Origin of the sequence: Streptomyces sp. NBC_00370 (genome assembly GCF_036084755.1) — a bacterium.
In the GTDB taxonomy this organism is placed as follows: domain Bacteria; phylum Actinomycetota; class Actinomycetes; order Streptomycetales; family Streptomycetaceae; genus Streptomyces.
In genome coordinates this window covers 6,015,734-6,039,610 of sequence record NZ_CP107968.1, presented here as the reverse complement: position 1 = coordinate 6,039,610, position 23,877 = coordinate 6,015,734, and the positions used below count along the sequence as shown (strand labels likewise).

The window sequence follows — 23,877 nt, the reverse complement described above, 5'->3', positions numbered from 1 at the left end:
CCGAACGCCCCAACGGGCAGCGCTCGTCGGCGGTTGCCCGAATGCGACCTGCCCGTCCCTATCCATCTGATATGCGCCGAACGGGCGAGCTTGGCGCCCGCTCCCCCGCCGGTGCGCCACGCTACTCGCCGGTGCTCGGCCCGGAGGCATCTTCGGCCGTTTCCGCCGGAGACTCCCCCGGCGGCTCCGCCTCCGCGCCCTCCGCCGCCAACGCCACTGCCCTGGCCGCCTCTTGGCCGTCCGCGAGCAGGACAGTGAAGCCCCGTTCGTCGAGGACCGGGACCTTCAGCTGGATCGCCTTGTCGTGCTTGGATCCGGGGTTCTCACCGACCACCACGAAGGCGGTCTTCTTCGAGACGGCCCCCGCGACCTTGGCGCCACGGCTCTGCAGCGCCTCCTTCGCGCCGTCGCGGGTGAATCCCTCCAGCGTGCCGGTCACGACGACGGTCAGCCCGGCGAGCGGGCGCGGGCCCTCGTCCTCGCCGCTGCCCTCCTCCTCCATCCGCACGCCGGCCGCCCGCCACTTGCGCAGGATCTCGCGGTGCCAGTCGACCTCGAACCACTGCTTGAGCGACGCAGCGATGGTCGGCCCGACGCCTTCGACGGCGGCCAGCTCCTCCTCCGTCGCCTGCTCGATCCGCTCGACGGAGCGGAACTCCCTGGCCAGCGCCTCGGCGGCGACGGGTCCCACATGCCGGATGGAGAGCCCGGCCAGGATCCGGGCGAGCGGCCGGTTCTTGGCAGCGGCGATGTGCTCCAGCATCGCGAGCGCGTTCTTCTTCGGCTTGCCCTCCTGGTTGGCGAAGACCGTGACGATCTTCTCCTCGCCGGTCTCCGGGTCCCGCTTGGGCAGCCCGCTGTCCTGGTCGAGGACGTACGCCTTGATGGGGAGCAGCTTCTCCTCGGTCAGGTCGAAGAGATCGCCCTCGTCCAGCAGGGGCGGGGTCGACGGCTCCAGCGGCTTGGTGAGCGCCGCCGCCGCCACATAGCCGAAGTTCTCGATGTCCAGGCACTTGCGGCCGGCGAGATAGAACAGCCGCTCACGCAACTGGGCCGGGCACGACTGCCCGTTGGGGCAGCGGAGGTCGATGTCGCCCTCCTTCATCGGGCGCAGTGCGGTCCCGCACTCGGGGCACTCGGCGGGCATCACGAACTCCCGCGCGTCCTTGGGCCGCAGGCCCATCACCGGGCCCAGGATCTCGGGGATCACGTCGCCGGCCTTGCGCAGCACCACCGTGTCCCCGATGAGGACGCCCTTGGACTTCACCACGTCCTGGTTGTGCAGGGTGGCGAACTCGACTTCCGACCCGGCGACGGTGACGGGCTCCACGACCGCGTACGGCGTGACCCTGCCGGTGCGGCCGACGCCGACCCGGATGTCGACCAGCTTGGTGTTGACCTCCTCGGGCGGGTACTTCCAGGCGATGGCCCAGCGCGGGGCGCGCGAGGTGGAGCCGAGCCGGCCCTGGAGCGGGATCTCGTCCAGCTTGACGACCACACCGTCGATCTCGTGCACCACCGAGTGCCGGTGCTCGCCGTAGTAGGCGATGAACTCCCGCACACCCTCGATGGAGTCGACCACTCTGTTGTGCTCGCCGGTGGGCAGGCCCCATTCGCGCAGCAGCTCGTACGCGTGCGACAGGCAGTCGATGTCGAAGCCCTCACGGGCACCGATGCCGTGCACCACCATGTGCAGCGGCAGCGTGGCGGTGACCCGGGGGTCCTTCTGGCGCAGCGATCCCGAGGCGGAGTTGCGCGGGTTGGCGTACGGCTTCTCGCCCGCCTCGACACGTCGCGCGTTGAGGTCCTGGAAGGCCTCCATCGGGAAGAAGACCTCGCCGCGGATCTCCACCAGGGCGGGGATCCGCTTGCCCTTGAGGCGGTGCGGGATCTCGGCGATCGTGCGGACGTTGGGCGTGATGTCCTCGCCGACGCGGCCGGTGCCACGCGTGGCCGCGCGGGTCAGCACCCCGTTCTCGTACGTCAGGTTGACGGCGAGGCCGTCGATCTTCAGCTCGCACAGGAAGTGGTAGTCGGGGGTGCCGACGTCCTTGGCGAGCCGGTCGGCCCAGGCCGTCAGCTCCGCGTCGTCGAACGCGTTGTCCAGGGAGAGCATCCGCTCGCGGTGCTCGACCTTGACCAGTTCCGTCTCGTAGTCGACGGAGACCTTCTGGGTCGGCGAGTCGGGGGTGCGCAGCTCGGGATGGCGCTCCTCCAGCTCCTCCAGCGACCGCAGGAGTTCGTCGAACTCCCGGTCGGTGATGACGGGCTGGTCCTCGGCGTAGTACCGGTAGCGGTGCTCGTCGATCTCCTCGGCGATCCGGGCGTGCTCCTCCCGCGCCTGCGCGGGCACTGCCGTCTGCTGTTCGCCAGCCACCGTTTCGTCCTCCCGTTACTCAGGGTTGTCCGCGAGGGATCTCGCCGCCCGGACGCAGTGGGCGAGCGCCTCCCGTGCGTACCCGGGTGAAGCGCCCGCGAGACCGCACGACGGGGTGAGCACCACGGACCCGGCGAGAGTCCCCGGCGCCAGCCCCAGCCTGCGCCACAGCGTTCTGACACCCATGACGCTACCGGCAGGGTCTGACAATGGGCTGTCGGTGCCGGGCACGACTCCGGCGAAGAGTTGGGTGCCGCCCTCGACCGCCTCGCCGATCGTGTCTTCGTCACGCTCGGTGAGGAGATCGAAATCGAACGAGATTCCGGCCGCGCCCGCCCGCCTCAGCAGCGCGAACGGCACGTCCGGCGCGCAGGAGTGCACCACGGCCGCGCCCGGCGTCAGCGCGGTCACCTGGCGCAGCGCGTCCTCGACCACCTGCCGGTCCACCGCCCGGTAGGTGCGGTAGCCGCTGGCGGACCTGACATGGCCGCGCAGCACGGCGGTGAGCGAAGGCTCGTCCAGCTGCAGCACCGGTACGGCGCCGGGAATCCGGCGGCGCACCTCGGCCAGATGCGCGGTGAGCCCCTCCACCAGCGATCCGGTCAGGTCCCGGCAGGCGCCCGGGTCGCTGAGCGCCGATTCGCCGCCCCGCAGCTCCAGCGAGGCCGCCAGCGTCCAGGGCCCGACGGCCTGGATCTTGACCGGTCCGGTGTAGCCCTGGGTGAACTCCTCCAGCGCGTCCAGATCCTCCCCCAGCCAGGACCAGGCGCGTTTGGTGTCGCGGCCGGGCCGGTCGCCGATGCGCCAGCCGCTGGGCTCCACGCGCGCGTAGACCTCGACGAGCATGCCCGCGGTCCTGCCGATCATGTCGGCTCCCGGGCCGCGGGCCGGCAGCTCCGCCAGATAGGGGAACGTCTCGAAGGTGCCGGTGACCGCCTTGGCCGTCTCCCGCGCGTCGCCGCCGGGCATCGAACCGACGCCGGTGGCAGGACCCCAGTTCACCCGGCTCGCGGTCCCGTCGCCCGCCGCCGCGTCGCTCATCGGCCGGGCCGTACGGTCACGTCGTCCACCTGCGCGTCGCGCGGCAGGTCGAGCGCGGCGATCAGCATCGTCGCCACGGAGCCCGGGTCGATGAACCGGTCAGCCACGTACTCCTTGCCTTCCTGCTGGTGGACCTTGACCTGCATGGGGCTGGCCGTCCTGCCGGGATAGACGGAGGTCACCCGGACCCCGTTCGGCTTCTCCTCCTGGCGCAGCGCGTCGGCCAGGGCCTTCAGTCCGTGCTTGGACGCGGCGTACGCGCCCCACTCGGCGTTCGCGCTCAGGCCGGCCCCCGAGTTGACGAACACCACCTGGCCACGGGCGGCCCGCAGCTGCGGCAGGAAGAGCCGGGTCAGCTCGGCCGGTGCGACCAGGTTCACGTTGAGCTGGCCGTGCCAGACCTTGGGCGTCAGTTCGCCGACCGGGCCGAGGTCGACCACCCCGGCGATGTGCAGGAGCGAGTCCAGGTGGTCGGGGAGCGTCTGCTGCCCCAGCGCCCAGGCCAGCCGGTCGGGCTGGCCGAGATCGCCGACCAGCGTGCCCGCGCCCGGGTAGAGGGAGCTGAGTTCCTTGGCGCGGCCGATGTCGCGTGCGAGCAGCAGCAGGTCGTCGCCGCGTTCGTGCAGCCGGCGCGCGACAGCGGCGCCGATGCCCGAGCCGGCGCCGGTGATCAGATGGGTAGCCATGGCGTCATCGTCGCATCACCCGGGAGCCTCACCGCACGCCGGCGGACTCCTCCAGGTAGGCGAGGGCGCCCACACCGTCCTCGGCGAAGAAGACCAGCTCGGTGAGGGGCAGCGGCAGGAAGCCCTCGGCGTCCATGCGCTGGAACTGCTCCTTGAGCCCGTCGTAGAAACCGGCCGTGTTGAGCAGCACGACGGGCTTGGTGTGCAGACCGTGCTTCTTCAGCTCCAGGATCTCGGTCGCCTCGTCCAGGGTGCCGGTGCCGCCCACCATGATCACGACCGCGTCCGACTTGGCGAGCAGCAGCGCCTTGCGCTCGGCGAGGTCCTTGGCGACCACCATCTCGTCGGCCTCCGGCCGGACCACGGCGGAGAGGAAGTCCACCGAGACCCCGACCAGCCGGCCGCCCGCCCGCTCCACACCGTCAGCGACGACCTTCATCAGACCGCTGTCGGAGCCGCCCCAGACGAGGGTGTGGCCGCCCTTGCCGATCAGCTCGGCGAATTCACGGGCGGGCCGGGTGTAGCGCTCGTCGAGGTCGGCGGCGGAGAGGAAGACACAGATGTTCATGCGGTCAACGGTAGAGGCAGGGAAGAGAGCGAAGCCGGCCGGTGCTGTCGTAAGAGAGAGGTACGGACAACAGAGGTACGGGTCACACCGACAGAGCCGTCGAAGGGACGCAACGACATGGCCACCGGGCACACCATCACCGTCGAAGAGGGCACCGAGCACGTACGCGCCGTACGGGACGGGCAGGTGCTCGCCGAGAGCCGCCGGCCGCTCGTACTGCGCGAGACCGGCTGTCCCGTCCGCTACTACCTGCCGCCGGAGGACGTACGCGTGGAGCTGCTGACGCCGTCGGACACCACGACGCACTGCCCCTTCAAGGGGGACGCCTCCTACTGGTCGCTGCCGGACGCACCGGACCTGGTCTGGGCGTATCCCACGCCGAAGGCGGAAGTCGCGCAGGTCAAGGGGCACTTCTGCTTCTACGACACGGAGCTGCTGCCGGACTGAGCGCCGGTGCGGCGAAGAATTTTCCGGGCCCGGCGATGAGTTTCGCCGGGCCCGCCCGTCTGCACTTCCATGGACACCTCGCACAAGGTGAAGTCTCCGGACGGCACCGTCATCGCCTACCGGCGCTCGGGCCAGGGACCGCCGGTCGTTCTCGTGGTCGGCGCGCTCTGTACGGCGGAGTCGGGGGCGCCCCTCGCGGCGCTGCTGGCCCCGCGCTTCGACGTGATCACGTACGACCGGCGCGGCCGCGGCGTGAGCGGTGACACCGCGCCGTACGAGGTACGGCGCGAGGTCGAGGACCTGGCGGCGCTGGTCGCCGAGGCAGGCGGCGGCGCTTCCGTGTACGGGATGTCGTCGGGCGCGGCGCTGGCGCTGGAAGCGGCCGCCGCGGGGGTGGAGATAAGCCAGCTGGCGCTGTACGAGCCTCCGTATCTGCTCGACCCGGCCGGTGTGCCGGCGAGCGCCGCCTACACGGGACAGCTCGGCGTGCTGCTCTCGCAGGGGCGGCGGGACGAGGCCGTGGAGCTGTTCATGTCGCTGACCGGCATGGACCCCGCGATGATCGCGGCGATGCGCCGGTCGCCCGGCTGGCCCGCGCTGGCGGCCGTCGCTCCCACGCTCGCGTACGACGACGCGATGCTGGGCTCGGGGCTGATCCCCACCGAACGGCTCGCCACGATCGGGACCCGGTCGATGGTGGTGGACGGCGGCGCGAGTCCGGCGTTCCTGCGCGACGCCTCGCGCGCGGTGGCCGAGGCGCTGCCGCGCGGGCGTCATCGCACCCTGACCGGGCAGACGCACGACGTGGCGCCGCACGTACTGGCGCCGGTGCTGGCCGACTTCTTCGCGGGCTGAGCGCAGGAGGGAGCCCGGGGCTGAGCTGGGTCCTGGCCAGGTCCGACCCCGCTCAGCGCACGGCGGCGGGCAGGGTCACGCCGGTCAGCCGCTCCGCCTCGCTCCACAGCCGGGCGTTGACCTCGGTGTCGCGCGCCCTGCGGGTGGTACGCGCGGGCGCCGCAGGGCCGACGAGACCGAAGCGCCCGCCGGGGCCGTAGTAACCGGCGGCGACGGCGTCCGGGCTGGTCGCCGCGTACAGCAGCGGCTCGGCGCCCTGCTCGACGCCCTGCGAGGGCAGGATGTCGAACCGGTTCATCAGCGAGTACGTGAAGGACGGCTTGCCGGTGCCGAGGCTCGCCCCTGCCGTCTGCAGGTTGGTCTTCGTGTAGCCGGGGTGGGCGGCGGTGCTCAGCAGCGGCCAGCCGCGCTCGGCGGCGACAACGGCGAGCTGACGGGTCAGGATCAGGTCGGCGAGCTTCGACTGGGCGTAGGAGCGGACCGCGCTGTAGCGGCGGCTCTCCCACTGCAGATCCTGGAAGTCGATCGTGCCGTAGTTGGCGGTGCCGCTGGTCATGGTGGCCACCCGGGGCGCGTCCGCCGCGAGCAGCAGCGGCAGGAGCCTGAGCGTCAGGGCGAACGGGCCGAGGAAGTTGCTGCCCATCTGGAGCTCGAAGCCGTCTGCGGTGGCGATCCGGCTCGGCGGCGACATCACGCCGGCGTTGTTGACCAGCAGGTCGAGCGGGGACCCCTCGGCGATGAGCCCGTCGGCGAACTCCCGTACGGAGTCCAGCTCCGCGAGGTCGATCCTGCGCACGTCGAGCCGTGCGTCCGGATGCGCGGCGAGGATCTCGGCGCGTGCCTGCTCGCCCTTGGCGACCGTACGGACGGCGAGCACGACGCGCGCCCCCGCGCCTGCGAGGCGCTTCGCCGCCTCCTTGCCCGTACCGCTGTTGGCGCCCGTGACGACGGCGAGCCTGCCGTGCTGGTCGGGAACGGTGTACATGAGGGCCCCTTCGGTCGTCCGGCAGATAGGAGACCGCCGGTCTGTTGTCTTCGAAGGTAACAGACCGACGGTCCGATAACAACAGACCGCAGGTCTGTACGATGGGGCGATGACGAGCTTCCAGCGCGCCCGCAGCGAGGAGCAGCGCGCCGTGCGCAGACAGGCGATCCTCGACACGGCGGCGGCGATGCTCACGGAGATGCCGGTGGCCCAGCTCAGCCTCAACGAGCTGAGCCGGCGCGTGGGACTGGCGAAGTCGAACGTGCTGCGCTACTTCGAGTCGCGCGAGGCCGTCCTGCTGGACCTGATGAACGAGGCGACGCGCACCTGGCTGGACGGCTTCGAGGCCGAGGTCGCCACCGCTGTCGACGCGAAGGCCGAACCGTACGAGCGCGCCGACCAGTTGGCGGCGGCGCTGGCCGCCTCACTGGCGGAGCATCCGGTGCTGTGCGATCTGATCGGCGCGCAGGCGTCGGTACTTGAGCGGAACGTGTCACCCGAGGCGACGGCCGAGTACAAGCGCGCGGCCGTCGCGAACGTGCTGGATCTGGTGCGGCTGGTCGGCCGGCTGCTGCCCGAACTCGACGAGGCGGACGCGACGCGCTTCACCACCGCGGCCGTGATGATGACCGGGGCCGTGTGGTCGCACGCGCATCCGTCGGCCGCCGTGCTGACGGTCTACGAGCGCGACGCCGAACTGGGCGCCCTGCGCATGGACTTCACGGCCACCCTCACCGACGTGTGCCAGACCCTGCTGTCAGGGCTGCTCGTACGCGCCACCCGCCGGGCCACCGCCTGAACGCGACACCCTCGGTCCGGCGCCCGGCTTTTCCGGCTGCCGGGAAGGCGGTTTTCGGCCAACCACCGCCGGTGTCAGGACTGTTCGTACGCGGCGCTCGCCGCATCGGTGTCGGCCGAGGCGCCGCGCGCCGCCGGCAGTTCCGCGCCTGCGCCCGCGCTCGCAGCCGCACCCGCGGCCGTGCCCGGACGCCGCGCGCTGAGCGGCGGCGGCGCGCAGGACTCGCGCACGACGAGCCGCGTGGGCAGCCGCAGCCGGCGCTGCGACGGCTCACGCCCGGCCAGGACCTCCAGCAGCATCTCCACCGCCCGCTGCCCCATCAGCTGCAACGGCTGCTCGATGGTGGTCAGTCCGGGCCGCACCATCGTGCTCTCCGGCACGTTGTCGAAGCCGATGACCGACAGGTCGTCCGGGACCGTCATCCCGAGGGTGAGCGCCACCTCCATGGTGGAGATCGCCGACAGGTCGTTGGCCGCGAAGATCGCCGTGGGCCGCTCGGGCAGTTCGAGCAACTGCCGCGCCGCCTCGGTCGATTCGCTCTCCTCGTACCCCGCCGCCCGCACCAGCTCCGGGTCGAACGCGATACCGGCGGCCTCCAGCGCCGCGCGGTAGCCGTACTCCCGCTGCTTGCCCGACTCCAGGTCGCGCGGCGGCCTGCCGAGGAAACCGATCCTGCGGTGGCCGAGCGCCAGCAGATGCTCCACCGCCAGCTGCGCGCCACGGAAGTTGTCGGCGTCCACCGTCGGCACCGCGTCGCCCCCGACATGCGGGTCGACGGCGACGACCGGCGAGCCGATCCCCTCGGCGGAGACCGTCGGCGTCACCAGCACGGCCCCGTCGATCAAGGTCCCCGAAAGCCGTGAGAGATAGCGGCGCTCCCACCCGATGTGGCCGCCGCCCTCACCGCCCGTCGAGTACACGACCAGCTCGTACCCGGTGCCCTTGATCGCGCGCGCCGCGCCCTTGAGCAGTTCGGCGCTGTACGGCTCGATGGCCCAGACCAGCACGCCGACCACATTCGTGCGGTGGTTGCGCAGGCTGCGCGCCACCAGGCTCGACTCGTAGCCGAGCTGCTCGATGACCGCGCGCACCCGCTCCACCGTGCTCACCGCCACCCCGTGACGTTCGTTCAGCACTTTGGAGACGGTCGCCACCGAGACTCCGGCTTGCGAGGCGACGTCGCGGATGGTCACACGATGAGTGGTCACGGACCAGATCCTACCGCCAGCGAAAACGATTTCGATAACGTTATCGATAACGATTGACAGACCCGAAGCAGCCCTGCACGATGGCCGAAAATCAAAGCTGGATCAGAGCTGCCCCGGGCCCGTTGACGTGACCGGGGCAGAGAGGCGGACAGCATGACGGGATCGGTCACCTCACGCAGAACTGTGCTCGCGGGACTCGCGGCCCTGGTCGGCGGTACGGCGGTGGGCTGCGGCACCTCGGGGCCCAGCACCGGCGCTTCCGGCGGCGGCGGCAAGGGCAGCGCCTCCGTGTGGATCATCAGCGGGGTCACCGAGAAGGCGTTCCAGAACTCGTTCGACTCCTGGAACAGCGCCCACTCGGACCAGCGGATCGGCGTCCAGTCCTTCGCCAACGACCCCTACAAGCAGAAGATCCGCACCGCCGTCGGGGCCGGCCAGTCCCCCACCCTGATCTACGGCTGGGGCGGCGGCGTCCTCAACTCGTACGTCCAGGCGGGCTCGGTCGACGACCTCAGCGACCTCGCGGCCGACCCGCAGCTCAAGGGCCGGTTCCTGCCCTCGATCGCCAAGGCGGGCACGGTCGGCGGCAAGACGTACGCGCTGCCGAACAACGGCGTGAAGCCGGTGATGGTCTATTACAACAAGGACCTGTTCGCCAAGATCGGCGCCCAGCCGCCCGCGAGCTGGGGCGAACTGATGGCGCTGGTGCCGAAGTTCAAGAAGGCCGGGACAGCCCCCTTCACCGTCAGCGGACAGGCCAAGTGGCCGCTGCTGCCGTGGCTTTCCTATCTGATGGACCGCATCGGCGGCCCCGGCGTGCTGAACGACATCCTCGCGAACAAGCCGGACGCGTGGTCCAACCCGGCCGTCACCCAGGCCAACGAGATGATCCAGCAGCTGGTGAAGGCCGACGGCTTCGTCAAGGGCTTCGCCTCGATCTCCACCGACAGCGGCGCCGACATCGCGCTGCTGTACACGGGCAAGGCGGCGATGAGCCTCGGGCTGCCGGCCACGTACCAGACCATCCAGACGGCCGACCCGAAGTTCATCAGCGACGGCAAGCTCGGCTACTTCCCGTTCCCGACCGTCGAGGGCGGCAAGGGCGATCCGGCCAACGTGGCGGGCAACCCGTCCAACTTCTGGTCGATCTCGGCGTCGGCGAGCGCGGCCGAGAAGGCCGCAGCGCGCGCCTACATCAAGAGCGATCTGCTCAACGCCCAGTACGCGGCGGACCTGTTGTCCGTCGGCAATGTGCCGCCCGTGGCGAATCTGGACGCACAGCTCGCCAAGGCGAGCGACCCGGAGTACTTCAAGGCGATCTACGAACTCGCCTCCAAGGCACCGAACTTCGCACTCTCCCTGGACCAGGCGCTGAGCCCGCAGCAGGGCGACTCCGTACTGACGGCGCTCCAGCAGATCTTCCTGGGCGAGATCAGCCCCAAGAAATTCGCGTCCACCATGAACGCGACCATTTCCGCCTGAAGGCGAGTTCGACGTGTCTGTCCTCCCTACCGACAACCCGGCGGCCCGTCGCCGCGGTTCGGGCGCGAGCGGGCTGTTCGCCGTACCGGCCCTGCTGATGTTCGTCGTGTTCGCCCTGGTGCCGCTGGCCGGCGCCGTGGTGCTCAGCTTCACGCACTGGGACGGCCTCGGCGCCATCACCTGGCAGGGGCTGAGCAACTGGACCCGGGTCCTGCACGACCCGCTCACCGGCAACGCCCTGCTGCTGACCGTGAAGATCATGGTGGTCTCGTGGGTGGTGCAGACCCCCATCAGCCTGCTGCTCGGGGTCTTCACCGCCGGCACCCAGCGCTACCGCGCCGTGCTCGCCGCGCTCTACTTCGTACCGCTGCTGCTGTCGTCGGCGGCCGTGGCCATCGCGTTCAAGGCGCTGCTCGACCCGAACTTCGGGATCGGCGGCGCACCGGGGCTGCACGCCCTGGCGCAGAACTGGCTGGGCGATCCCGACCTGGTGCTGTACGTGGTGATCTTCGTGATCGCCTGGCAGTTCGTGCCGTTCCACACGCTGCTCTACCAGGCGGCCGTGCGGCAGATCCCGGACTCCCTGTACGAGGCGGCGACGATCGACGGGGCCGGCCGGCTCCAGCAGTTCTGGTACATCACGCTGCCGCAGCTGCGTAACACCGTCATCACCTCGTCGACACTGATGATCACCGGCTCGCTGACCTATTTCGACGTGGTCTTCGTGCTGACGGCGGGCGGTCCCGGCAACTCCACCCGGCTGCTGCCGGTCGACATGTATCTGACCGGCTTCCAGGCCAACGACATGGGCGACGCCAGTGTCCTCGCCGTGATCCTCGTCGTCATCGGGCTCGCCCTGGCCTTCGTACTGACCAGGTTCTCCGGCTTCAGCCGGATGCGCAGTGAACAGGAAGGTCTCTGATGGTGACGACGACCACGGTCCGGGAGCCCGCGGCGCGGACAGGACCGGACGGCCCGGCACCGCGGCCACGGCGCGGCCGCACGCCGCGCGCGCTGCGCAGGCGGCCCAACGTACTGGCGGGGCTCGGCGGCTTCGTCTGGCTGGCGGTCATCATCGTGCCGGTCTACTACGTGGTGATCTCCAGCCTCCGCGCCCAGCAGGGGTTCTTCGCGACGAACCCGCTGGCGTTCCCCAGCCACATCACCTTCGACAACTACTCGCTGGTGCTGAACAGCGGCTTCGGCCGCTACTTCCTCAACAGCGTCGTCATCACGATCGCCGCCGTCGCCGTCACCGTCGTGCTGTCCCTCATGGCGGCGTACGCGGTGGTGCGGGGCAACGGCCGGTTCGTCCGCTCGGCGTTCTCGGTCTTCCTGCTGGGGCTCGCGATCCCGGTGCACGCGACGATCATTCCGCTGTACTACATGATCACCAAGGTGCATCTGTACGACAGCCTGCTCGCGCTGATCCTCCCGTCCATCGGGTTCGCCATTCCGATCACCGTGCTGATCCTGGCGAACTTCATCCGGGACATCCCCAAGGAACTGTTCGAGTCGATGCGCATGGACGGCGCGAGCGATCTGCGGATCCTGCGCAGCCTCGTCATGCCGCTGGCCCGCCCGGCGATCGTGACGGTCGGCATCTACGACGGGCTGCACGTGTGGAACGGCTTCCTCTTCCCGCTGATCCTCACGCAGAGCCCGAACCAGCGGGTGCTGCCGATGGCGCTGTGGACGTTCCAGGGCGAGTTCACCGTGAACGTGCCGGCGATCCTCGCCGCCGTGGTGCTCTCCACGCTGCCCATGCTCGCCGCGTATCTGCTCGGGCGGCGCTATCTCGTACGCGGTCTGACGGCCGGCTTCAGCAAGTGACCAAGCCGGCTCCTCCCACCGGACACCTTCTTCCAGGAGTACGCACCACCATGAACGATGCATCCGTGATGATCCATGTCGAGGGCGGCCACCTCGCCACAGCGGCGGGGGATCCGGTCAGACTGCGCGGGGTCGGTCTCGGCGGGTGGATGAACATGGAGAACTTCATCACCGGCTACCCGGCGACCGAGGACCTCCAGCGCAAGGCGCTGCGCAAGGTACTCGGACAGGAGGCGTACGACGCCTTCTTCGACCGGTTCCTCGATGTCTTCTTCACCGACGCCGACGCCGCGCTGCTCGCGGAGGCGGGGATGAACTGCGTCCGGCTGCCCTTCAACTACCGGCACTTCGAGGACGACGACCGTCCGATGGAGCTGAAGGAGGCGGGCTTCGCGCTGCTCGACCGGGCGATCGACATCTGCGCGCGGCACGGTCTGTACGCGGTGCTCGACCTGCACGCGGCGCCCGGCTTCCACAACCAGCGCTGGCACAGCGACAATCCGACCCACCGGTCGTTCTTCTGGACCCACCGGCACTTCCAGGACCGGGTGGTGCATCTGTGGGAGGCGCTGGCCGACCGCTACAAGGACAATCCGTGGGTCGCGGGCTACAACCCGCTGAACGAGCCCGCCGATTCGGACGGCGAGGTCATCGGCCCGTTCTACGAGCGGCTGCACAAGGCGATCAGGGCCGTCGACCCCGGCCATGTCATCTTCCTGGACGGCAACCGGCACGCCACCGAGTTCGACCTGTTCAGCGACCCGTGGCCGAACACCGTGTACACGGTGCACGACTACGCGCTCTCCGGCTTCGCCGACAGCGGCGAGTACCCCGGGGTCTCGCGGGGCCAGTACGTGGACCGGGGCTATCTGGAGAGCAGGTTCCTCAAGCGCTCCGAGTACATGCGCTCCACCGGAACCCCCATCTGGGTGGGCGAGTTCGGCCCGGTCTACTCCGGCGACCCGGTGCGTGACGCGCACCGCTACCGGACGCTCGGCGACCAGCTGGAGATATACGACGAGCACGGCGCCGGCTGGAGCCTGTGGACGTACAAGGACATCGGGCTGCAGGGCGTGACGCATCTGCCCCCGGACTCGCCCTACTTGGCGCGGATCTCCGGGGTGCTGGAGAAAAAGGCCCGGCTCGGGGTCGACGTGTGGGGCGGGGTCGACACGGGCGTACGGCACATCCTCGACCCGCTGGAGGCCACGGTCGCCGAGGAGTTCCCCGACTTCGACCCGCTGCCCTTCGGACCGCAGCAGTGGATCCATGTGCTGGTACGCCACATCCTGCTCGCCGAGCCGATGGTCGATGACTACGCGCGCTGCTTCGCGGGGCTCGACGCCGACCAGATGCGGGCACTGGCCGACTGCTTCGCCGTGGACAGATGCACCGTCCGCTCGCCGCTCGTCGACGTCCTGCGGGAGCACCTGTGAGGATCACCGGCGTCGAGACACTGCTGCGGGGCCCGCTCGCGCTGGTGCGCGTGCGGACCGACGAGGGCCTGGAGGGCATCGGCCAGTGCGCGCCGTACGAGGCGGCGAACACCGTGCGCGTCCTGCACTCGATGGTGGCGCCGCTGTTCCTCGGGCGCGACCCGTGGGACGTGGAGGCCCTGGCCGACACGTGTCTGCGGACCCACTACAAGTTCCCCAGCAGCTTTCTGCACCGGGCGCTCGCCGGTGTCGAGACGGCCCTGTGGGACATCCTCGGCAAGGCGGCGGGCCGGCCGGTCAGCAAGCTGCTCGGCGGCCACGCCAGGGACACCGTGCCGATGTACGCGTCCAGCATGCGGCGCGACATCAGCCCGGAGGCGGAGGCCGAACGGCTCGCCTCGTTCGTCGCCGGGCAGGGGTTCCGCGCCGTCAAGATCCGGGTGGGCGAGGCGATGGGCCGGGACACCGACGCGGCGCCGGGACGTACCGAACGGATCGTCCCGCTGACCCGTCAGGTGCTGGGCGACGGGGTCGACCTGTCGGCCGACGCCAACGGCGGCTTCTCGGTGGGCCGGGCGATCCGGGTCGGCCGGATGCTGGAGGAGTACGGCTACTTCCACTACGAGGAGCCGGTCCCGTTCGCCGAGATCGAGCAGAGCGCACGGGTGGCCGCAGCGCTGGACATCCCGGTCTCCGGTGGTGAACAGGACCTGTCGATACCGCAGTTCAACCGGATGATCGGCGGCGGCGCGGTGGACATCGTGCAGCCGGACATCGGCTACATCGGCGGTGTCTCGCGGGCCCGCAAGGTCGCCGTACTGGCGGAGGCCGCCGGCATCCCCTGCACGCCGCACTGCGCCAACGACTCGCTGCTGCAGGTGTTCTCGCTGCATCTGGCGGTCGCGATGCCGTCCTGCTCGCAGTACCAGGAGTGGAGCATCGAGACCACTCCGTGGTCCGAGGGCGTCTACGAGCCGGTACTGCGGGTGACGGACGGTCAGGTCGCGGCACCGACCGCGCCCGGCTGGGGAGTTGAGCTGGTGCCGTCGTTCGTGCGCGAGGCGGTCAGCGAGACGTCGGGCGTCTGACCGCGCGTACCTCTTGCGCCGGACCTCTTGTGCCGGACCTGTTGTGACCGGGGCGCCCCCGCCGCGGACCTCTCGCGGCCGGGGCGCCCCGCAGCGGTGAGCGGCCCCGATCCGGCCCTGTCGGCTCCGGCGGTCCCGGCGGTCCCGGTCAGCCGGCCAGGGCCGTCTTCCGCCGGACCGTCGTCGCGATCGTCGCCGAGCCGACCACGCGCGTGCCGTCGTACAGCACCACGGCCTGGCCGGGCGCCACGCCCCGTACCGGCTCCTCGAACGTGACCCGCAGGGTGCCGTCCACCAGCTCCGCCGTCACCGGCGTCTCGCCGCCGTGGGCCCGCAACTGGGCCGTGTACGCGGCGGATCCGGCCGGCGCCGTGCCGCACCAGCGGGGCTTGACCGCCGTCAGCTCCAGGACGTCGAGGGCGTCGGCGGGGCCGACCGTCACGGTGTTGTCGACGGGCGAGATGTCCAGCACGTAGCGCGGCTTGCCGTCGGCGGCCGGGTGGCCGATGCGCAGCCCCTTGCGCTGGCCGATGGTGAAGCCGAAGGCGCCGTCGTGGCTGCCGAGCTTCGTTCCCGCCTCGTCCACGATGTCGCCCTCCGCCGCGCCGAGGCGCTTGGCGAGGAAGCCCTGGGTGTCGCCGTCGGCGATGAAGCAGATGTCGTGGCTGTCCGGCTTCTTCGCGACGGCGAGACCGCGCCGCTGCGCCTCTTCGCGGATCTCGCCCTTGGTGGTGAGGGTGTCCCCGAGCGGGAACATGGCGTGGGCGAGCTGCCGCTCGTCCAGGACGCCGAGCACGTACGACTGGTCCTTGGCCATGTCGCTCGCGCGGTGCAGCTCACGCGCGCCGTCGGCCCCCGTGACGACCGTCGCGTAGTGGCCCGTGCACACGGCGTCGAAGCCGAGGGCGAGCGCCTTGTCCAGCAGCGCGGCGAACTTGATCTTCTCGTTGCAGCGCAGACAGGGGTTGGGCGTGCGGCCCGCCTCGTACTCGGCGACGAAGTCGTCCACGACGTCCTCGCGGAAGCGTTCGGCGAGGTCCCAGACGTAGAAGGGGATACCGATGACGTCCGCCGCGCGGCGCGCGTCGCGGGAGTCCTCGATGGTGCAGCAGCCGCGCGCTCCGGTGCGGAACGACTGCGGATTCGCCGAGAGGGCCAGGTGTACGCCGGTCACGTCGTGCCCCGCCTCGGCGGCGCGGGCGGCGGCGACGGCGGAGTCCACGCCGCCCGACATCGCGGCCAGGACACGGAGGGGGCGCTGGGGATTCTGAGTCATAGCCTCACCAGAGTACGGCCCGGCGGGAACCACAGTCGCGCGAGTATGCGTTGACGACCATATGGGCGAGAAGACGAGCGGCGAAGCCGCAGGTGAGCACCGGATCGGCAGGCGCGGTCTGCTGATCGGCGGCGGGCTCGCCGTGCTGGGCGGGGCCGGTCTGGCGCGGGAGCAGCTGACCCGCGCCTGGTGGCGGTCGCCGCTCGCCGAGAAGCCGCGCACCCCGGGTGAGCTGGATTTCGCGGGCGCCCAGTGGGTCTCCGCCTCCCCGGCGAACTACCGGCGGGCCGACCGCCCCGCCGACTACACCGTCGACCGCGTGGTGATCCATGTGGTGCAGGGCAGCTACGCGGTCGCGCTGAAGGTGTTCAAGGACCCGGCGCACGCGGCGGCTGCGCACTACGTGGTGCGCAAGGACGGTCATGTGGCGCAGATGATCCGCGAGCTGGACGTCGCGTTCCACGCGGGGAACCGCTCGTACAACGAGCGCAGCATAGGGATCGAGCACGAGGGCTGGGTGGACCGGCCGACGTCGTTCACGGACGCGATGTACCGCTCGTCGGCCCGGCTGACCGCGGACATCTGCAAGCGGTACGGGATACCCGTCGACCGTAAGCACATCATCGGCCATGTCGAGGTCCCCGGCACTGATCACACCGATCCCGGCCGGTACTGGGACTGGAGCCGCTATCTGAAGCTGGTGCGCGAGGCGGCCGCGCCGCCCCCGCCGAGGCGGATCTCCGCCGCGAGCTGAACCCGCGAGCCGGACCGAGGGGGCTCAGCTCAGGCCGGCGCTGCGGGCGCGCTCGACCGCCGGGCCGATCGCCGCCGCCACGGCTTCGACGTCCGCCCGGGTCGAGGTGTGGCCGAGCGAGAAGCGCAGGGTGCCCCTGGCCAGCTCCGGGTCGCTGCCGGTGGCCAGCAGGACATGGCTGGGCTGGGCGATGCCCGCCGTGCAGGCCGAGCCGGTCGAGCACTCGATGCCCTGGGCGTCCAGCAGCAGCAGGAGCGAGTCGCCCTCGCAGCCGGGGAAGCTGAAGTGGGCGTTGGCGGGCAGCCGGTTGTCCGGGTCGCCGCCGAGCACCGCGTCGGGGACCGCCTTGTGCACGGCGTCGATCAGCTCGTCCCGCAGCGCGCCGATGTCCCGCGCGAAGCCCTCGCGGCCCGCCGTGGCCGCCCGCGCCGCGACGGCGAAGGACGCGACGGCGGGGACGTCCAGGGTGCCGGAGCGCACCTGGCGCTCCTGGCCGCCGCCGTGCAGGACCGGTACGGGGGTGTACTCGCGGCCGAGGAGCAGCGCGCCGATGCCGTACGGGCCGCCGATCTTGTGGCCGGACACCGTCATCGCCGCGAGTCCCGAGCGGCTGAAGTCCAGCTCGGTCTGGCCGACGGCCTGGACTGCGTCCGAGTGCAGCGGGATGCTGAACTCCCTGGCCACTTCGGCCAGTTCGGGGACGGGGAGGATGGTGCCGATCTCGTTGTTGGCCCACATCACGGTCGCGAGGGCGACATCGGCCGGATTGCGCTCGATCGCCTCGCGCAGGGTCTGCGGATCGACCCTGCCGTACTTGTCGACGGCCAGGTACTCCACGGTCGCGCCCTCGTGCTCACCGAGCCAGTCGACGGTGTCGAGGACCGCGTGGTGCTCCACGGGACTGGCGAGCACCCGGGTCCTGGCCGGGTCGGCGTCTCTGCGCGCCCAGTACAGCCCCTTCACCGCCAGGTTGTCGGCCTCCGTGCCGCCCGAGGTGAAGACCACCTCGCTCGGCCGTGCGCCAAGGGCCTCGGCGAGTGTCTCGCGGGCCTCCTCGACGGTACGGCGGGCCCTGCGGCCGGCGGCGTGGAGCGATGACGCGTTGCCGGCGAAGCCGAACTGGGCGGTCATCGCCTCGATCGCCTCCGGCAGCATCGGAGTGGTCGCGGCGTGGTCGAGGTAAGCCATGGTGGGCTCGATTCTACGAGCCGTCGAAGGACGTTGGCGCATTCGGGCCTCCCCGGCGGGGTGAACGGCTTGTCGGGACCAGACAGGAGTGATTAGCGTTACGGTCATGACGGAGTGGATTCTCGATCGTACGTTCCGCGGTTCGTCGGGCGACGTGCGCTGGGCCGCGCTCGGGCCTGCGGGCCGGGCGCCGGTCGTCCTGCTGCACGGGACGCCCTTCTCGTCGTACGTCTGGCGGGGGGTCGCCCGCGCCCTCGCGCAGGAACACCAGGTCTTCGTCTGGGACATGCCGGGCTTCGGCGCCTCGGAGCGCGGCGCGGGCCAGGACGTGTCCCTGCGGGCGCAGGCGCTGGTGCTCACCGAACTGCTCGACCACTGGGGGCTGGCCGGAGGGACCGCGGGACCGCAGGTCGTCGCCCATGACGTCGGCGGGTGTGTGGCCCTGCGCGCCCGGCTGCTGCACGGCGCGCGCTACCGGAGCCTCGCCCTGGTCGACCCGGTGGCGCTGGCGCCCTGGGGCTCCCCCGCCTACCGGCTGCTCGGCCGGCACGGCGAGGTCTTCAACCAGCTGCCGGCGAGCCTGCACCGGGCGCTGGTTCGCGAGTACGTGTCGTCGGCGAGCCACCAGGGGCTGCGGCCCGAGGTGCTCGACCGGCTGGTGGAGCCGTGGTGCGGGGAGGCCGGGCAGCCCGCGTTCTACCGGCAGATCGAGCAGAACGACCAGCGGTTCACCGACGAGATCCAGGGCCGCTACGGCGAACTCGACCTGCCGGTGCTGATCTGCTGGGGCGCCGAGGACAGCTGGATCCCGCCGGCCAAGGGCCAGGAGCTGGCCGCGCTGATCCCGGGCGCCGAGCTGCGGCTGATCCCGGACGCCGGACACCTCGTACAGGAAGACGCCCCTGCCGCCCTCACCGCGGCCCTCGGCCGCCATCTGCGGACCGGCTAGGGCCGTACACGGGGGCGTCCGGCGACACCGCGCGCAGGGGAGCGTCCGGCTCAGCCGCGCGGGGCGCGGGCCAGTTGGCGGGACTGGGCGACGAGGCGGTCCGCGCTGTCCCAGACCTCCGCGTCCTCCTCCATGAAGCCGCCGGCCAGATTGCGGGTGGCGATGGCGACCCGCAGCGGTCCGGGCGCGGGGCGGCAGCGGATGTGGACGGTCAGCTCGACGGTCGGGGTCCAGCCGCTGAGCCCCAGGTCGAAGGCGGTGGGCGGCAGCGCGTCCACGGTCAGCAGCAACGAGAGCGGATCGGCGTCCCTGCCGTCGGCGAGCCCGAACCAGCCGCGCATCTCACCGGCACCGGACGGCCGGCCCACGGCCCAGCCCGAGGTGGCGGGGTCGGCCCTGACGGTCAGCCGGTCCAGCAGCGAGGCGTCGCCCACGAAGAGCGACCCGGCGTCCGAACCGTCCAGGCACTGCTCGTACGGCGGGATCTGCGGCGGCTTCGCCGTGGTCCGCACGTCGTCGGGGAGGGCGTCCAGGTCGCCGTAGGAGGCGAGCACCCGGATCCGTTCGACCTCGGTGCCGTCCTGCGCGTACTGCAGGACCGACGCCTGGCCGGTGGAGAGCGTGCGTCCGGCCCGTACCGTCTCGCTGCGCACGACCGCGGGTCCCGGCTGGGACGCGGTCAGATAGTGCGCGGTGACCGTGAACGGATCGGGGTGCGGCAGTACGTCGGCGAGCGCGCGGCAGGCGACGGCCAGCAGATAGCCGCCGTTGACGGCGCGCACGATGGTCCAGCCCGCCGAGAGCTCCGTGTCATGGACGCCCGGCTCCCCCGGGCGTGGGGTGACGGCGGTGTCCCGGTCGAACTCGCTGTCGCCGATGGTCGCCTGTCCCGAGTGATCTGCCATGGGAGGAACGGTACAACAGCCGATTAGCGAGCGCTTGCTTACCCCTCTTCGGCCGCTTCCGACCGGCGGTTCCAGGCGCGCGGCGCCCGCCAGTGGAAGCGCATCGCGAGCAGCCGGAGCGCGAAGGCGGCGAGCACGGCCAGCGTCCCGGTCAGCCCGTTCAGCGCGTCCTCGCGGATGCAGACGGCGGCGAGCACGGCCCCGACGACGGCGGGCACGGCGTACAGATCGCGGTCCCAGCGCAGCAGGGACGGCACCTCGTTGGCGAGTATGTCGCGCAGCACACCGCCGCCGACCGCGGTCACCAGGCCGAGCACGGCGGAAGCGGTGAGGCCGAGGCCGTACTCGTACGCCTTGGTGGTGCCGGTGACGCAGAAGAGGCCGAGCCCGGCCGCGTCGAAGACATTGACCGCGCCCTGGATCCGCTCTACCTGGGGGTGCAGGAAGAAGACCAGGAGGGTGGCGACCAGCGGCATCGAGAAGTAGCCGAGATCGGTGAAGGCGGCGGGCGGCACGGCGCCGATCATCAGGTCGCGGAAGAGTCCGCCGCCGAGCCCGGTGGTCTCGGCGAGCACGGCGATGCCGAAGACGTCGAAGTTCTTACGGACGGCGAGCAGGGCACCGGAGATCGCGAAGACGAAGATGCCGACGAGATCGAGGGTGTGCTGGACGGAGGGGGCGAACAGTTCGGGGAGCACCGGACAATTGTGCAGTCCGGTGCTCCCCGTTCCCGCTCCGCTACTTGGCCTCGGGCGCTTCGGGCGTCTCGTCCGCCGCGGCTGCCGGGGCCGCCGGGGCCGCCGGGGATTCCGGCTTCGCCAGGGACGGCTTCGGCCCGGGAGCCGACAGCGTCACCGACTCGACCGATTCCTGCGGCTGCTGGTCCGGCGCGTTCTCCGGGTGGTGGCAGGCCGTCTGGTGTCCCGGCGCGAGCTGGATCAGCGGCGGCTCGGTCGTCTTGCAGATCTCCGTCGCCTTCCAGCACCGCGTGTGGAAGCGGCAGCCGCTCGGCGGCGAGATCGGCGACGGCACGTCGCCGGTGATCAGGATCCGGTCGCTCTTGGCGTTGCGCCGCTTCGGGTCCGGCACCGGCACCGCGGAGAGCAGCGCCTTGGTGTACGGGTGCATCGGCGTCGAGTACAGCGAGGCGCGGTCGGCCAGTTCGACGATCTTGCCGAGGTACATCACGGCGATCCGGTCCGAGACATGGCGGATGACCGACAGGTCGTGCGCGATGATCACGTACGTGAGGCCGAGTTCGCTCTGCAGGTCGTCCAGCAGGTTCACCACCTGCGCCTGGATCGACACGTCCAGTGCGGAGACCGGCTCGTCGGCGACGACGAGCTTCGGGTTCAGGGCGAGCGCGCGGGCGATGCCGATGCGCTGGCGCTGACCGCCGGAGAACTCGTGCGGGTAGCGGTTGTAGTGCTCGGGGTTGAGGCCGACCAGTTCGAGCAGCCGCTGGACCTCCTTCTTCACCCCGCCCTGCGGATCGACCTTCTGCAGCCGGAAGGGGGTGCCGATGATGCCGCCGACGGTGTGCCGCGGGTTCAGCGAGCCGTACGGGTCCTGGAAGATCATCTGGACGTCGCGCCGCATCGGCCGCATCTTGCCCGTGGACAGGTGCGTGATGTCCCTGCCCTCGAACTCGACCTTGCCGCCGGTCGGTTCGAGCAGCCGCGTGATCAGCCGGCCCATGGTCGACTTGCCGCAGCCGGACTCGCCGACGACGCCGAGGGTCTCCCCGGGGCGTACGTCGAAGGACAGGCCGTCCACGGCCTGGACCGCGCCCACCTTGCGCTTGAGCACACCCTTGGTGATCGGGAAGTGCTTGACCAGGCCCGTGACCTTGAGGAGCGGCTCAGGCCCGGAACCGCCAGCCGACCGCTCCGCAGGCTGGTGCGGAACCTTCTTGGTCTGTTCGGTCTGATCAGTCACAGCTTCGGCGCAATCTCTTCGGTCCAGATCTTTTCCCGCTCCGCCTTCGTCATGTGGCAGGCGGAGAAGTGCCCGTCGGTGATCTCCCGCAGCTCCGGACGCTCGATGCGGGTGATGTTGTCCTTGGGTACGTCGGCGTACGGGCAGCGCGGATGGAAGGCGCAGCCACTCGGGACGTTGATCAGGCTGGGCGGGGTCCCCTTGACCGGGATGAGACGGTCGGTCTGCTCCCGGTCGATACGGGGCATCGAACCCAGCAGGCCCCAGGTGTAGGGGTGCTGGGGCTGGTAGAAGACCTTCTCGGCCGAACCGCGCTCGATGCACCGGCCCGCGTACATCACCAGCAGCTTGTCGGCGATCTCGGCGACGACGCCGAGGTCGTGGGTGATGATGACGACCGCGGAGCCGAACTCCTTCTGCAGATCGCGGATGAGGTCGAGGATCTGCGCCTGGACGGTGACGTCGAGGGCGGTCGTCGGCTCGTCGGCGATGAGCAGCTGGGGGTTGTTGACCAGGGACATCGCGATCATGGCGCGCTGGCGCATGCCGCCGGAGAACTGGTGCGGGTAGTCGTCGTAGCGCCGGGCCGGCTCGGGGATGCCGACCCGGTCGAGCATCTCGATCGCCCGCTTCTTCGCGGTCTTCTTGTCCACCTTGTTGTGGACGCGGTACGCCTCGACGATCTGCGCGCCGATGCTGTAGTAGGGGTGCAGCGCGGACAGCGGATCCTGGAAGATCATCGCCATCTTCTGGCCGCGCAGGGCGCGCACCCGCTCGCGGCCCGCGCCGATCAGCTCCTCGCCGTCGAGCCAGATCTCACCGGAGATCCGGGCCCGGTCCGAGGTGTGCAGACCCATGATCCCGAGGGACGTCACGGACTTGCCCGAACCGGACTCGCCGACGATGCCGAGGGTCTCGCCGGCCTTCAGATCGAAGCTGACGCCGTCGACGGACTTGACCAGGCCGTCGTCGGTGTCGAAGTGGATCTTGAGGTCCCGTACCGAGAGGAACTCCTTGTGCGCGTCGCTCATGAGAGCCTCACCCGGGGGTCGATCGCGGCGTACACGAGGTCCACCAGCAGATTGCAGAGAACGATGAAGAAGGCGGCGACCAGGGTCACACCCATGACCTTGGGCAGGTCGGCGCTTCTGACGCCGTTGATGGCGTAGGCGCCGAGCCCCTGGAAGGAGAAGACGTTCTCGGTGATGACGGCGCCGCCGATGAGCAGCGCGAAGTCCATGCCGAAGATGGTGATGAGCGGGGTGAGCGCGGCGCGCAGGCCGTGCTTGACGACCACACTGCGCTCCCGCAGACCCTTGGCCCGCGCGGTGCGGATGTAGTCCTCGCTCATCGTCTCCAGCATCCCGGCGCGGGTGAGCCGCGCGTAGAGAGCCGAATAGAGGAAGGCGAGCGTGCACCAGGGCAGGATCAGGGACAGGAACCACTGGCCGGGATCGTCGGCGAACGGGATGTAACCGCTGTTCGGGAAGATCGTCCAGTGGAAGCTGAACAGGGCCAGCGAGACCAGGCCGGTGAAGAACATCGGCAGGGAGACGCCGGCGAGGGCGATGGTCATCGCGAGCCGGTCGAAGACCGAGCCCGGCTTGAGGGCCGAGAGCACACCGGTGGCGACACCGGAGAGCACCCAGATGACAGCCGCGCCGACGGCCAGCGAGAGCGTGACCGGGATACGCGAAGTCAGCTCGGGCCAGACCGCCACGTGGGACTTGAAGGAGTAGCCGAAGCAGGGGGCGTTGCAGCTGACCGGGTCGGGGCCGAAGTTGTAGTTGGCGCCGACCACGATGCCCTTGATGAAGTGCCAGTACTGCTCGTAGAGCGGGAGGTCGAGCCCCAGGTTCTTCTTGACCGCGCGAATGACGTCGGGGTCGGGGCTCTTGCCCACGTACTGGGCGGCCATCGAGTCGGTCGTCTGACCACCGAGCCGGGGCACGAGGAAGAAGATCGCGAATGTGACTGCGCTGACCACCAGCAGCAGCAACACCGCGGCGAAGACGCGTCGGATGATGTACGCAGCCACAGCCGTGCGGCGCCGGGTCGGTCC

Annotated in this window: 23 protein-coding genes; 10 read left to right on the top strand and 13 right to left on the bottom strand. The window is 70.6% G+C overall.

Annotated features, from left to right (window positions below; genetic code table 11):
• Positions 1-121: 121 nt before the first annotated feature.
• The 4 genes from ligA to OHS57_RS27040 are packed head-to-tail and all read right to left on the bottom strand — an operon-like array spanning position 122 to position 4,672.
• Positions 122-2,377: an NAD-dependent DNA ligase LigA gene (gene ligA, locus OHS57_RS27055; protein ID WP_328583614.1), complete on the bottom strand. Its 2,256-nt coding sequence runs from the start codon at positions 2,375-2,377 to the stop codon at positions 122-124.
• Between the two features lie 15 nt (positions 2,378-2,392).
• Positions 2,393-3,418, bottom strand: a complete 1,026-nt coding sequence (locus tag OHS57_RS27050) for a methionine synthase (RefSeq protein ID WP_041984091.1) — start codon at positions 3,416-3,418, stop codon at positions 2,393-2,395.
• Positions 3,415-4,104 carry an SDR family oxidoreductase gene (locus OHS57_RS27045; RefSeq protein WP_041984092.1) on the bottom strand — a complete coding sequence of 230 codons (690 nt, stop codon included), beginning with the start codon at positions 4,102-4,104 and terminating at the stop codon, positions 3,415-3,417. Before OHS57_RS27045 ends, OHS57_RS27050 begins: the two co-directional genes overlap by 4 nt.
• 28 nt (positions 4,105-4,132) lie before the next feature.
• Complete coding sequence (locus OHS57_RS27040) at positions 4,133-4,672, bottom strand: TIGR00730 family Rossman fold protein (RefSeq protein ID WP_041984093.1); 540 nt, start codon at positions 4,670-4,672, stop codon at positions 4,133-4,135.
• Positions 4,673-4,789: 117 nt separating this feature from the next.
• Here OHS57_RS27040 and OHS57_RS27035 point away from each other — a divergent pair, with 117 nt between their 5' ends.
• Positions 4,790-5,119 carry a DUF427 domain-containing protein gene (locus OHS57_RS27035; RefSeq protein ID WP_041984094.1) on the top strand — a complete coding sequence of 110 codons (330 nt, stop codon included), beginning with the start codon at positions 4,790-4,792 and terminating at the stop codon, positions 5,117-5,119.
• Positions 5,120-5,188: 69 nt separating this feature from the next.
• Positions 5,189-5,974 (top strand): alpha/beta fold hydrolase, encoded by a 786-nt coding sequence (locus OHS57_RS27030; RefSeq protein ID WP_328583613.1) that lies wholly within the window; start codon positions 5,189-5,191, stop codon positions 5,972-5,974.
• Positions 5,975-6,026: 52 nt separating this feature from the next.
• On the opposite strand, the gene OHS57_RS27025 is transcribed toward OHS57_RS27030, so the two are convergent.
• Positions 6,027-6,959, bottom strand: coding sequence for an SDR family oxidoreductase (locus OHS57_RS27025; RefSeq protein ID WP_328583612.1), 933 nt, complete (start codon positions 6,957-6,959; stop codon positions 6,027-6,029).
• A gap of 109 nt (positions 6,960-7,068) precedes the next feature.
• On the opposite strand from OHS57_RS27025, the gene OHS57_RS27020 reads away from it, so the two are divergent.
• Positions 7,069-7,758 carry a TetR/AcrR family transcriptional regulator gene (locus OHS57_RS27020; RefSeq protein ID WP_041984102.1) on the top strand — a complete coding sequence of 230 codons (690 nt, stop codon included), beginning with the start codon at positions 7,069-7,071 and terminating at the stop codon, positions 7,756-7,758.
• Positions 7,759-7,832: 74 nt separating this feature from the next.
• Here the strand turns inward: OHS57_RS27020 and OHS57_RS27015 are convergent, their stop codons facing one another.
• Positions 7,833-8,966, bottom strand: a complete 1,134-nt coding sequence (locus OHS57_RS27015) for a LacI family DNA-binding transcriptional regulator (RefSeq protein ID WP_328583611.1) — start codon at positions 8,964-8,966, stop codon at positions 7,833-7,835.
• Between the two features lie 153 nt (positions 8,967-9,119).
• Here OHS57_RS27015 and OHS57_RS27010 point away from each other — a divergent pair, with 153 nt between their 5' ends.
• Genes OHS57_RS27010 through OHS57_RS26990 form a run of 5 tightly spaced genes read left to right on the top strand, consistent with a single transcriptional unit; the run spans position 9,120 to position 14,805 of the window.
• The gene (locus OHS57_RS27010) at positions 9,120-10,448 is read left to right on the top strand and encodes an ABC transporter substrate-binding protein (RefSeq protein WP_328583610.1); all 1,329 of its coding nucleotides are present in this window, start codon (positions 9,120-9,122) and stop codon (positions 10,446-10,448) included.
• 13 nt (positions 10,449-10,461) lie between these two features.
• A complete protein-coding gene (locus OHS57_RS27005; protein WP_041984107.1) occupies positions 10,462-11,370 on the top strand; it encodes a carbohydrate ABC transporter permease in 909 nt (302 codons plus the stop codon).
• Positions 11,370-12,281 carry a carbohydrate ABC transporter permease gene (locus OHS57_RS27000; RefSeq protein WP_328583609.1) on the top strand — a complete coding sequence of 304 codons (912 nt, stop codon included), beginning with the start codon at positions 11,370-11,372 and terminating at the stop codon, positions 12,279-12,281. The genes OHS57_RS27005 and OHS57_RS27000 overlap by 1 nt, the downstream gene beginning before the upstream one ends.
• A 50-nt stretch (positions 12,282-12,331) precedes the next feature.
• The gene (locus tag OHS57_RS26995) at positions 12,332-13,717 is read left to right on the top strand and encodes a glycoside hydrolase family 5 protein (RefSeq protein ID WP_328583608.1); all 1,386 of its coding nucleotides are present in this window, start codon (positions 12,332-12,334) and stop codon (positions 13,715-13,717) included.
• Positions 13,714-14,805, top strand: a complete 1,092-nt coding sequence (locus OHS57_RS26990; RefSeq protein ID WP_328583607.1) for a mandelate racemase/muconate lactonizing enzyme family protein — start codon at positions 13,714-13,716, stop codon at positions 14,803-14,805. The genes OHS57_RS26995 and OHS57_RS26990 overlap by 4 nt, the downstream gene beginning before the upstream one ends.
• 148 nt (positions 14,806-14,953) lie before the next feature.
• On the opposite strand, the gene mnmA is transcribed toward OHS57_RS26990, so the two are convergent.
• A complete protein-coding gene (gene mnmA / locus OHS57_RS26985; RefSeq protein ID WP_041984114.1) occupies positions 14,954-16,081 on the bottom strand; it encodes a tRNA 2-thiouridine(34) synthase MnmA in 1,128 nt (375 codons plus the stop codon).
• Between the two features lie 61 nt (positions 16,082-16,142).
• Here mnmA and OHS57_RS26980 point away from each other — a divergent pair, with 61 nt between their 5' ends.
• Positions 16,143-16,835, top strand: coding sequence for an N-acetylmuramoyl-L-alanine amidase (locus OHS57_RS26980; protein WP_041984116.1), 693 nt, complete (start codon positions 16,143-16,145; stop codon positions 16,833-16,835).
• Positions 16,836-16,859: 24 nt separating this feature from the next.
• Here OHS57_RS26980 and OHS57_RS26975 read toward each other — a convergent pair whose 3' ends face one another.
• Positions 16,860-18,023 (bottom strand): cysteine desulfurase family protein, encoded by a 1,164-nt coding sequence (locus OHS57_RS26975; protein WP_328583606.1) that lies wholly within the window; start codon positions 18,021-18,023, stop codon positions 16,860-16,862.
• 106 nt (positions 18,024-18,129) lie between these two features.
• Between OHS57_RS26975 and OHS57_RS26970 the strand changes: the two genes are divergently transcribed.
• Positions 18,130-18,972, top strand: coding sequence for an alpha/beta fold hydrolase (locus OHS57_RS26970; RefSeq protein WP_328583605.1), 843 nt, complete (start codon positions 18,130-18,132; stop codon positions 18,970-18,972).
• A gap of 50 nt (positions 18,973-19,022) precedes the next feature.
• Here the strand turns inward: OHS57_RS26970 and OHS57_RS26965 are convergent, their stop codons facing one another.
• Genes OHS57_RS26965 through OHS57_RS26945 form a run of 5 tightly spaced genes read right to left on the bottom strand, consistent with a single transcriptional unit; the run spans position 19,023 to position 23,853 of the window.
• A complete protein-coding gene (locus tag OHS57_RS26965) occupies positions 19,023-19,877 on the bottom strand; it encodes a thioesterase family protein (RefSeq protein WP_041984123.1) in 855 nt (284 codons plus the stop codon).
• 38 nt (positions 19,878-19,915) lie between these two features.
• The gene (locus OHS57_RS26960; protein ID WP_041984124.1) at positions 19,916-20,575 is read right to left on the bottom strand and encodes a trimeric intracellular cation channel family protein; all 660 of its coding nucleotides are present in this window, start codon (positions 20,573-20,575) and stop codon (positions 19,916-19,918) included.
• Between the two features lie 40 nt (positions 20,576-20,615).
• Positions 20,616-21,815: an ABC transporter ATP-binding protein gene (locus OHS57_RS26955; RefSeq protein WP_041984125.1), complete on the bottom strand. Its 1,200-nt coding sequence runs from the start codon at positions 21,813-21,815 to the stop codon at positions 20,616-20,618.
• Positions 21,812-22,846, bottom strand: a complete 1,035-nt coding sequence (locus OHS57_RS26950; RefSeq protein ID WP_041984126.1) for an ABC transporter ATP-binding protein — start codon at positions 22,844-22,846, stop codon at positions 21,812-21,814. Before OHS57_RS26950 ends, OHS57_RS26955 begins: the two co-directional genes overlap by 4 nt.
• Positions 22,843-23,853 carry an ABC transporter permease gene (locus tag OHS57_RS26945; protein ID WP_041984127.1) on the bottom strand — a complete coding sequence of 337 codons (1,011 nt, stop codon included), beginning with the start codon at positions 23,851-23,853 and terminating at the stop codon, positions 22,843-22,845. The genes OHS57_RS26950 and OHS57_RS26945 overlap by 4 nt, the downstream gene beginning before the upstream one ends.
• Positions 23,854-23,877: the final 24 nt, after the last annotated feature.

Coding starts and splice junctions, on each gene's coding strand:
- OHS57_RS27050 (WP_041984091.1), bottom strand. CDS start 3,418: ATGAGCGACGCGGCGGCGGGCGACGGGACCGCGAGCCGGGTGAACTGG.
- OHS57_RS27045 (WP_041984092.1), bottom strand. CDS start 4,104: ATGGCTACCCATCTGATCACCGGCGCCGGCTCGGGCATCGGCGCCGCT.
- OHS57_RS27040 (WP_041984093.1), bottom strand. CDS start 4,672: ATGAACATCTGTGTCTTCCTCTCCGCCGCCGACCTCGACGAGCGCTAC.
- OHS57_RS27035 (WP_041984094.1), top strand. CDS start 4,790: ATGGCCACCGGGCACACCATCACCGTCGAAGAGGGCACCGAGCACGTA.
- OHS57_RS27030 (WP_328583613.1), top strand. CDS start 5,189: ATGGACACCTCGCACAAGGTGAAGTCTCCGGACGGCACCGTCATCGCC.
- OHS57_RS27025 (WP_328583612.1), bottom strand. CDS start 6,959: ATGTACACCGTTCCCGACCAGCACGGCAGGCTCGCCGTCGTCACGGGC.
- OHS57_RS27020 (WP_041984102.1), top strand. CDS start 7,069: ATGACGAGCTTCCAGCGCGCCCGCAGCGAGGAGCAGCGCGCCGTGCGC.
- OHS57_RS27010 (WP_328583610.1), top strand. CDS start 9,120: ATGACGGGATCGGTCACCTCACGCAGAACTGTGCTCGCGGGACTCGCG.
- OHS57_RS27000 (WP_328583609.1), top strand. CDS start 11,370: ATGGTGACGACGACCACGGTCCGGGAGCCCGCGGCGCGGACAGGACCG.
- OHS57_RS26995 (WP_328583608.1), top strand. CDS start 12,332: ATGAACGATGCATCCGTGATGATCCATGTCGAGGGCGGCCACCTCGCC.
- mnmA (WP_041984114.1), bottom strand. CDS start 16,081: ATGACTCAGAATCCCCAGCGCCCCCTCCGTGTCCTGGCCGCGATGTCG.
- OHS57_RS26980 (WP_041984116.1), top strand. CDS start 16,143: ATGGGCGAGAAGACGAGCGGCGAAGCCGCAGGTGAGCACCGGATCGGC.
- OHS57_RS26975 (WP_328583606.1), bottom strand. CDS start 18,023: ATGGCTTACCTCGACCACGCCGCGACCACTCCGATGCTGCCGGAGGCG.
- OHS57_RS26970 (WP_328583605.1), top strand. CDS start 18,130: ATGACGGAGTGGATTCTCGATCGTACGTTCCGCGGTTCGTCGGGCGAC.
- OHS57_RS26965 (WP_041984123.1), bottom strand. CDS start 19,877: ATGGCAGATCACTCGGGACAGGCGACCATCGGCGACAGCGAGTTCGAC.
- OHS57_RS26950 (WP_041984126.1), bottom strand. CDS start 22,846: ATGAGCGACGCGCACAAGGAGTTCCTCTCGGTACGGGACCTCAAGATC.